This is a genomic window from Pseudomonas sediminis (assembly GCF_002741105.1).
Classification (GTDB): Bacteria; Pseudomonadota; Gammaproteobacteria; order Pseudomonadales; family Pseudomonadaceae; genus Aquipseudomonas; species Aquipseudomonas sediminis.
This window is the reverse complement of the sequence record NZ_NIQU01000013.1, coordinates 61899-69752: the sequence shown is the minus strand read 5'-3', so window position 1 is coordinate 69752 and position 7854 is coordinate 61899. Positions and strand designations below refer to the sequence as shown.

Below are 7854 nucleotides of genomic sequence, written 5' to 3'. Positions count from 1 at the left end.
GCGGGGGGGGTGGGGTTGCTGGTGTTGCTGGTCGTGCTAGTGCATGCTCGAACATCGAGGTAAGGGCGCCGGCCGCCAAACTGAAGTGCGACGCACCTGTAGTCGGCCTCTTTTCGGCCTTTTCGGTGAGCACGACCTTGTCGTAATCGGCCACTATGGCTAGTCGTAACTTATGCGTTGCGCAGGCTGACGATGCTACACGTTCAGACCCCGCTCACGTTCCAGGCCGATAAGGCGCGTGGTAGGACCGTTATGATCTGAGTCTTTCCACTCCACTGCCTTGCGAGGCGACACACTAAAGCATGCGGCTTGCCAAGCTAATAGCTCATGGTAGAAGGCTGCTGCTGGGGGATATGATGCGGGCGGTAGGCCATAGGGCGATACATGTCATTACCATGAACTAGCGGCATGATTTATACGTTCAAATGAAAGTGTCATCCGCCCTGTGCCCAAATCATCCATCAGCAAACTTGTATCAAAGTAGTCTGGTTAGTATTCGCTGCTTATTGAGCCGGGAGCGAAAGTACCACTACTCGGCTGAATACATATTCATATCCGCGATACGGGAGCGGGCTGGAGTCATACAGAGCTTTGATAACAGACGCCCTCTCCTCCTCGTTATATTCACAACTAGGTAGCACATGAGCATCCAGTACATCACCTCCTGGCAGTTGTGTGACAACCACGGAGCAGCGAGCAGAGATATCCATACCTTCTGGTTTTATCCAATTATGCGCCACAGTGGAGTGCACCGCGCTAGCGTAATCACGTTTTAGATTATCTAAAGCTTTATCAGACCCTGCAGATTGCGCCAACGTCTGAGCAGAGAATAGAGCGCTTACTAATGCCAATAAATATACTCTCAAAAGCGATTCCTTGCTGAAAAGGGGACATATTTATTAATTTTGTCGTTGCGGCACAGATGTTATGCCGGATCGGTCTGCGGCGTGTTGCTTGCGCCCGCGCTGATGAGTGCGTTCGCTTCAGCCAAAAAAGCCTCCGTCAGGGATGCGTTGCTCAAAAAGAAGCGCTGGTTATTTCCCTTCATGTCGATCGTCAGTGACTTGAAGAATGGATTGCGTCGAACGCGGATCTTCTTGATGTCACTGGCACGAAGCAGTTCGTTGCGGCGGTAGGACTCGGATTCGTCATCATATTGGATTCCGTTGTCCGTCAATGAGATACGAACGTGTTGGTCGCGGCGGCCCAATGTAGATGCAATTACAAGAATGACGTTTGCGGTCAGCGATAGTCCCAGAGGCCAACCCAGCACGTACTCATCCAGGTCGCCAAAAGGGAAAAACACAAGAAATAGCTGTGCGCTTGTGATGGCGGCACTGAACATTGTCCAGGACAGTACGCTGAGGTATTGGGCATGGTTCCAGGTGGCTTGTTGCATGGTCTTTCCTTGACTTTGTTGAGTTTATGTACGGGTTTATACGTCCAGCCCACGTTCACGCTCCAAATCGATAAGGCGCGTAGTTGGACCGTTTGGCTGTAGGCGTTCTGTGACGATCTGTGGCCAGCGATTGCGGGAGCGGCGCTTGGCGATGTTGTAGGTGAACTCCTGCAGCCAGTTCATCGGGTAGAAAAGCAGGTGCCCCAGATAGAGAACCGCATCAGTCCACTCCAGGTAGTTCTTGCCCTCGTTGGCTGCTTTTTTGTCAGCAATCTTTTGCCGCCGGAAGGCAAGAAAGCCTGTGGGTTTGGTATGGGCAGAAAGCATTTCCTTTACGTATGCGTCAGAGGCGCTGCGCTGGCCGTGCTCATCGAACCAGGGACCATTGTCCATATAGGCGCGTAGCCATTCCCAGAGGCCTTTTTGCATTTGTAGGGTTTTGCCCATCGGTAGACCAAGGTTTACCAGCAACGCGTTATCGGGCTCGCCGAGGCGGCGTACGAGGATTTCCAGTGAGGCATTTCGCATACCTCCGGTATGTGGACCAACCATAATGAACTCGCCTGCCAGCGCCTGTATACCGTCCCAGGGGCTGTGGTACAGCTTGCCATTGTGATCGAAATAGACTTCTCGGGTGCGGCGGTTGAAGAGAATTGGCAGTGGGAGCGGACGACTAACCTCCCAAGAGAAAGGGGCAAGCAGACAAATGAGGGCAAAAGGTAAGGTGACTGCAACACCATCCCATTCACCCTTAATTGCAAAAAAAAGGCTGAAGAGCCCCATTGCAATTGACACCGTTCCTCCTAGAGCGCCAGTTACGATTCCTCTGTCAGAATCACCGCCGGTCTTGAGGGCCAAATAATGCCCGGTATGTTCATCGGTAACGAAGAGTTCTCGGGGTTTTTCTCCAGTGGGCTCGTCGGCGCGCAATAGCACACTGGGCGCCTGCCCGAAACGGGTGCGCGCTTGTTGGATCAGGTCGCTTACAGCCATGCGAGTTCCTTGATTTCTATAGCCGGTAGGGTCAAACCGTCGATGGGTGAATAGCGAAGTTCGCCATGGATGGCATCGAGCTTGTCACCATTCTCTTCGTGATAAACGCGACGGTAGACAGCAACACCGGGCTCGGGTTTAACCCGTGTACCACCATGGTGATCGAAGTCTTTCCCTGTCCACTCGACTGCCTTGCGTGTACCACCTAGACCAAAGAAGCTGCCCCAGGTTTCGTATCCTTTGAAATGGATCATGTCATCAGTCAGTGTGCTTTTACCCGGCAAGCGCAAAAGCATATAAGTAATAGTTTGCATTCCACGATATGGATTCAATTCATTGATACGATAAGCCTCGAGGCTGATAGGGAAGACTACCTTGTAGAACTCGGTCATCGATTTTTCGTAGCTGGTCGACCAATCGGCTGGACGCGTGCCGAATCGGGTGCCTTTTACCCAAGCCTCGAGAGGTGTGTCCTGCGTATATTGACGGGCAATTACTCCGCCGACTATCAAGATGGTCCATCCCAGAGCACGCGCCGCGAAGTGTGGTGCCACACTGACACCTCGCCCTATAGCGGCAGCCTCACCGGCTATGATGGCAGCACGGGCGGCACGTATGGCTCGGAAACTTTGAACATACAGACGCAGGTTGGCGGCAGAGGCTAAGGTTAATCCTGCATTGATGGCTGCAGTATCCACATCGCCGACTTTATAGGCTTCTAGTGATTCGATTCCGTAGACCAATACATCAAAGCCAGAAGTGATCGACTGTAGAACTGAAGCTTTTGCGCCTATTCCTAATGCATCTGCCAAAGCCTTCTGCGAGGAGAGATGCATAGCACCTTGAGCCTTGACTGTTGCTTCCCAATCTAGTTCGGCAACTTTCTGTAAGGTCGCCGTTATTGCACTGGCGATACCTGACATGCCGGCTGCGGCCGAGAATGATGCTTTTAGGTTTTTATCTTTGACAAGCTGACCTCCGCTCCAAACAAAGTTCACACCCGCAATTAGCGCCACCACACATTTAATGGGAGCTTTCTCCAGAACGCTCTTTCCAAGATCAAGCATTCCCCGAAGGTTAACGTCAGCCGCTAATTGGGCTGGCAAGGGTGGTAAGTCTCTGGCCGGCAGCATTCTGAAGAAAGGCAGTGCCTCGCTGACCGCAACACTTAGCTGTGTGGGTCTTAGACGGGTTGGCAGATTAGGGCGTGTGCCCATCAGATCGCTCATCCACTCACCCAGTTGCCGCTGAGTGACAGCCTCAATAGCAAGGCGCTGCTGGCTTCGCGCCAGAGCTGCGGCGAGGTAGAGACGTCCGGCGGCCTTGGATCCTTCGTCAGCTTTCTGCAGACCCAAGCCCACGATAGGCGCGAGCGCTGTAAACAGGGCTTCCAATGGAGAACCCAGAATATGCCGACCTAGTTTATCGGCTGCCTGGTTCAGCAATTGCGCTAGTCTGCGGGCTTCGTTCAGCGCGCTCGCACCGTTGTCTCTTGCTCCGTCAGCCAGCCCTACCAAGGAATTGAGCTCACCGACCCCGAGGCGTTTGCCCAAACCCAGTAATGCCCAAACCAGCCAGGGTTTACCCTCTTGCTGCTGGAGTGTTAGAGCATTGGCTATGGCTTTGGCCCCTGGGCCGGTTGTCGCCGGGCCGAGACAGGCTGCAGCAAAGTGGAGTTCTAACTCCGCACGTGGATCGGGTTGGGTGATGTCGAAATGGCCACAGGCAGTATCCAGGCTGGCAGGGCCCCGCTGAGCTAGGGTATTTAACCAAGCTGACCAAAGCTCGCTGATGCGGCGCACATCGGCGCTGTAATCTTCCTCCTCTTGCGTTTGCTGCTGCCAGGTAGTTTGTAGCTTGCGGTAATTGGTGATGCCGCGCAGTTGGCCGCCGATTTGCGGATCGCCTTCTGCCAAAGATTTGAGTACGCCTGCCATGGCCCAGTCTTCACCATGGATTTCACGCGTCACCTTGAATGCCTGCTGACGAGCGCGAAGCAGCTTGGCCAGATCCAGCAATACGCCCCACGGGTCGTCGATCAAGGCATAGGCTTGTTGCTCGCAGCGCTGCATGTCGTCGAGCAGCTTTGGCCATGCTGGGCGATGACTGGTTGAGGGTTCACAACTCCAGCCATACCAGTTGGCGTCCATGTAGTCGCCGATACGTTCGTGAATCGTGCGTGCTTGACCGCTGAAAGGTGCTGCTCCAGGGGTGATGGTGCGCATCACGCGCTGACGTACATCCTCTTTTCCCTTGGCTGAATTGAACTGGCTATCGCTCCACTGGCGAGGCGACCATGCCAGCATGGCCGGTGTTCCTGCGGGAAGGAGTATATAGGGCAGGCTACGCCCGTCGATGACTTTGCCGCCGCGAGCTGTTTGGGTAAAGGCAGCCGCACTGACACGGTGTTCGACCAATTGTTTTAGGCCGCTCTGCCAGACGTACAGCCAGCCATCGCGTAACAGGCGGGCGGTGTAGTTCAGCGGACGGCCCTTGAGTGGCTCGAAGTAATCGCCTATTGCAGGAAAATCTCCCTGTACAGCTGGCAAGCCATAGGCGCTGGTATCCACTGTCAGGGTCGGGCCAAGCGCATAGCGTAGTGGGAGCACAGCGCTGAGTAGGGGGCATCCAGCGACCGTCAAGCTAGATGGGGAGGGAGTTTGAACAGTCATAGAAGAGCCTCCTGTGCCGTGTCGTCCTGTTCGGCAAGTGCTTCCAGCAGTTGCCAGTCGAGCGTCATTTGCGCGGCGAGATCTAGTTCGGCTGGCGCGCCGTCTTTCTCGGGCTGTTCATTTTGCCAGGCACAGAAGATTGTGCCTTGGTGATGAAGCCAGATGCGTGAGATTCGATGCCAGAATCCCACCGGCCATTGCCCTTCACACCGCCATGCCTGATACAGAGGCCGGGCGTCACCCAGGCGTAGCCAGAGTTCGCGATGTTCTGGGGTGAAAATGCGCAGGCGGCGCTGCAGTATGCGCTGCAGATCGTCCATCGAAGCATCGCTTTCAAGCCAGAGACCATCCTTGATTTCGGTTCCGTGTCTCCAGGCGTCATAGGCCATGCTGCCAACCGGAGCATCCAGCAAAATCGGGCCAGCGTCCGCTATGGGCTCATAGGCCGTACCGAGCAATAACGGTCTTGGTTGATGGCTAGGAAAGCACTGATAAAGCCACGCCGTCGCGCTCTCGTAACGAGCTCCGTCTAGCAGAATGGCACCGTTTCCATTGGGCATTGGGGCGCTCATGCCTTATCTCCCTTTGACGCCTTAGCGGCTTCGCACACCTCACATACGCCAGCTCGGGTGCTGCGAAACAGCATGTTTTGTTTGACTAGGGCTTCCAGTGGAATTCCCGGCACATCCGCATCCGCCGGTTTCGCCGCCCCCGGCAACACTGGCGCCGCCCCCGAGCCACTGCCCGGCGCACCGCCGGAGTTGATTTTGATCGCCGGCCCCACCAGGGTCACGCCGCCGCCGTCGAGCTTGATGAAGCTGCCTCCGCCCTTGAGGGTCAGTTCGCTGCCGGCTTCGAGCACGACTCTCAGGCCGCTGGAGAGGTGGATTTCCTGGCCAGCCTTGATGAACTGGCCGTTACCGAGCTTGATGTGCTGGCTGTCGCCGACGGTAAGGTGGTCGTTGGCCTTGATCTCGGTCTTGCGGTCGGCGTGGGTGGTGCGGTGTTCTTCGGCCTTGAAGTGGCTGTAGGCGTTGGCCTCGACCGTGTCGTGGCGTTCGTTGCCGACGCGGATCTTCTGGTCGTGCTCGATGTTCTCGTCCCAGTCACGCTGGGCGTGGACGTAGATCTGCTCGGCGCCCTTGCGATCCTCGATGCGCAGTTCGTTGTAGCCACCACCACCGGGGCTGCTCAGGGTCTTGAACACACTGCGGGTCTTGTTCGCCGGCAGGTCATAGGGCACGACGTGTTCGGCGTGGTAGAGGCAGCCGGTCAGCAGTGGCTGGTCGGGGTCGCCTTCGAGGAAGGTGATCAGCACTTCCATGCCGATGCGCGGGATGGTGATGGCGCCATAACGATCACCGGCCCAGCTGGAGCTGACACGTAGCCAGCAGCTGGTCTTGTCGTCGGCCTGGCCTTCGCGATCCCAGAAGAATTGCACCTTCACTCGGCCATATTGGTCGCAGTGGATTTCCTCGCCCGCCGGGCCGGTGACCACGGCGCTCTGGCTGCCAAGGATGCGCGGCTTGGGGTGCTTTAGTGGCGGGCGATAAGGCACATCCCAGGGCGTGGCGGTAAAGCGGTTGCGATAACCCTGGGTAAAACCGTCGGCAGGTTGGGTGTCGCTGGTCACCGACTCTTCCAGCACCTGCGGCTGCTTGCCCTCGTGCTGCACTTCGGTGAGCAGCCAGAGCTGGTTCCACTCGCTGCGCGGGTGTTCGGTCAGGTCGAGGAAGTGGCCGCTGACCAGGGTCGGCGAGTCGCCGTCGCCCTCGGCCAGTTCGAAGTCGTGGCGGTGACGTTCCAGCGCGCGCTTGGCCAGGTGCTTGCCACGCTCGCGGTCGGTGTAGCGGCCGGGGTAGTCGTAATCTTCCAGCTTGGGCTGGGCATCGCCCTCGGCCTTGGCTTCCAGTTGCAGGCGCGGCTTCTCGAAGTCGTAGTCGCGGCGCGTCACCTGGCTGGTGCGGGTTTCCACGCGCACGCCGAAATGCTTGATCACCGGGTCGTCAGCCACCAGGCCGGTGTCCTGCTGGTAGGCCAGCGGTGCCAGGCGCGGGAATACGGTCTGGTCGTCGCCGAAGGTCAGTACATGTCCTGCGCTGCTGTGCTGGAAGTGGTAGTGGATACCTTCCTCCTCGCACAGGCGCTGGACGAAGTGCAGATCGCTTTCGTCGTACTGCACGCAGTACTCGCGCTCGGGGTAGAGCGAGCCGAGCTGGAACTGATAGGCATCAGCCTGGATGCCATGTTCCTCGAGCACCTGGCTGATGATCTTCTCCACTGTCAGGTGCTGGAAGATGCGCTGGTTGGTGCGGTGTGTCAGGTAGGTCAGTTGCGGCACCAGCGTCAGGCGGTAGCGGGTGATGCGCTTACCGGATTCGCCCTGGGCGATGCGGTGGATCAGGCCGTGGATGCCGGCGCCGTTCTGGTCGAAGGCGAGAAAGGCGCGCTGATGCAGCAGGCTTTCCAGGTCGAGGTCGGGACGTTCGCTGATCAACTCCACATCGACGGCGTAAGGCTGGCTGATGGCCTCGCGCCCTGTGAACTCCAGCACCTGCAGATCGTGTTCAATACCGTCGATGCTGAGGCTGAAATGGGTCTGGTTGGCCTGGGCGAACATTCGTTGTTCCTCTCGATCATTCCATGATGGGCGCGTGGCGCGCTCCAGGTTGTAACCGAATCGGCCGCGCCGTGCAGGCAACGGTCGAGGTTTTCGGCGATCTGCTGGCGCGTTCTATGCGCAGCTTGCCGAAACGCAGCGGCCAGGACGATGCCTGGCCGCTGCGGTGA

General features: G+C 57.2%; 6 protein-coding genes. All 6 read right to left on the bottom strand.

Annotated elements, in window-relative coordinates; translation table 11 throughout:
- Positions 1-503: 503 nt before the first annotated feature.
- Positions 504-815, bottom strand: a complete 312-nt coding sequence (locus CDO35_RS23360) for a TonB C-terminal domain-containing protein (protein WP_425048551.1) — start codon at positions 813-815, stop codon at positions 504-506.
- A 110-nt stretch (positions 816-925) separates the two neighbouring features.
- Positions 926-1399: a hypothetical protein gene (locus CDO35_RS22595; protein ID WP_099526802.1), complete on the bottom strand. Its 474-nt coding sequence runs from the start codon at positions 1397-1399 to the stop codon at positions 926-928.
- A gap of 36 nt (positions 1400-1435) precedes the next feature.
- Positions 1436-2392, bottom strand: coding sequence for a hypothetical protein (locus CDO35_RS22590; protein ID WP_099526801.1), 957 nt, complete (start codon positions 2390-2392; stop codon positions 1436-1438).
- Positions 2383-5064: a toxin VasX gene (locus CDO35_RS22585; protein WP_099526800.1), complete on the bottom strand. Its 2682-nt coding sequence runs from the start codon at positions 5062-5064 to the stop codon at positions 2383-2385. Before CDO35_RS22585 ends, CDO35_RS22590 begins: the two co-directional genes overlap by 10 nt.
- The gene (locus tag CDO35_RS22580; protein WP_243699127.1) at positions 5061-5636 is read right to left on the bottom strand and encodes a DUF4123 domain-containing protein; all 576 of its coding nucleotides are present in this window, start codon (positions 5634-5636) and stop codon (positions 5061-5063) included. The genes CDO35_RS22585 and CDO35_RS22580 overlap by 4 nt, the downstream gene beginning before the upstream one ends.
- On the bottom strand, positions 5633-7684 hold the full coding sequence (locus CDO35_RS22575) for a type VI secretion system Vgr family protein (RefSeq protein WP_099526799.1): 2052 nt from the start codon (positions 7682-7684) through the stop codon (positions 5633-5635). The genes CDO35_RS22580 and CDO35_RS22575 overlap by 4 nt, the downstream gene beginning before the upstream one ends.
- Positions 7685-7854 lie beyond the last annotated feature (170 nt).

What these genes read in the sequence shown, in the direction of transcription:
- CDO35_RS22580 (WP_243699127.1), bottom strand. Translation starts at nt 5,636, where the DNA reads ATGAGCGCCCCAATGCCCAATGGAAACGGTGCCATTCTGCTAGACGGA.
- CDO35_RS22595 (WP_099526802.1), bottom strand. Translation starts at nt 1,399, where the DNA reads ATGCAACAAGCCACCTGGAACCATGCCCAATACCTCAGCGTACTGTCC.
- CDO35_RS22585 (WP_099526800.1), bottom strand. Translation starts at nt 5,064, where the DNA reads ATGACTGTTCAAACTCCCTCCCCATCTAGCTTGACGGTCGCTGGATGC.
- CDO35_RS22575 (WP_099526799.1), bottom strand. Translation starts at nt 7,684, where the DNA reads ATGTTCGCCCAGGCCAACCAGACCCATTTCAGCCTCAGCATCGACGGT.
- CDO35_RS22590 (WP_099526801.1), bottom strand. Translation starts at nt 2,392, where the DNA reads ATGGCTGTAAGCGACCTGATCCAACAAGCGCGCACCCGTTTCGGGCAG.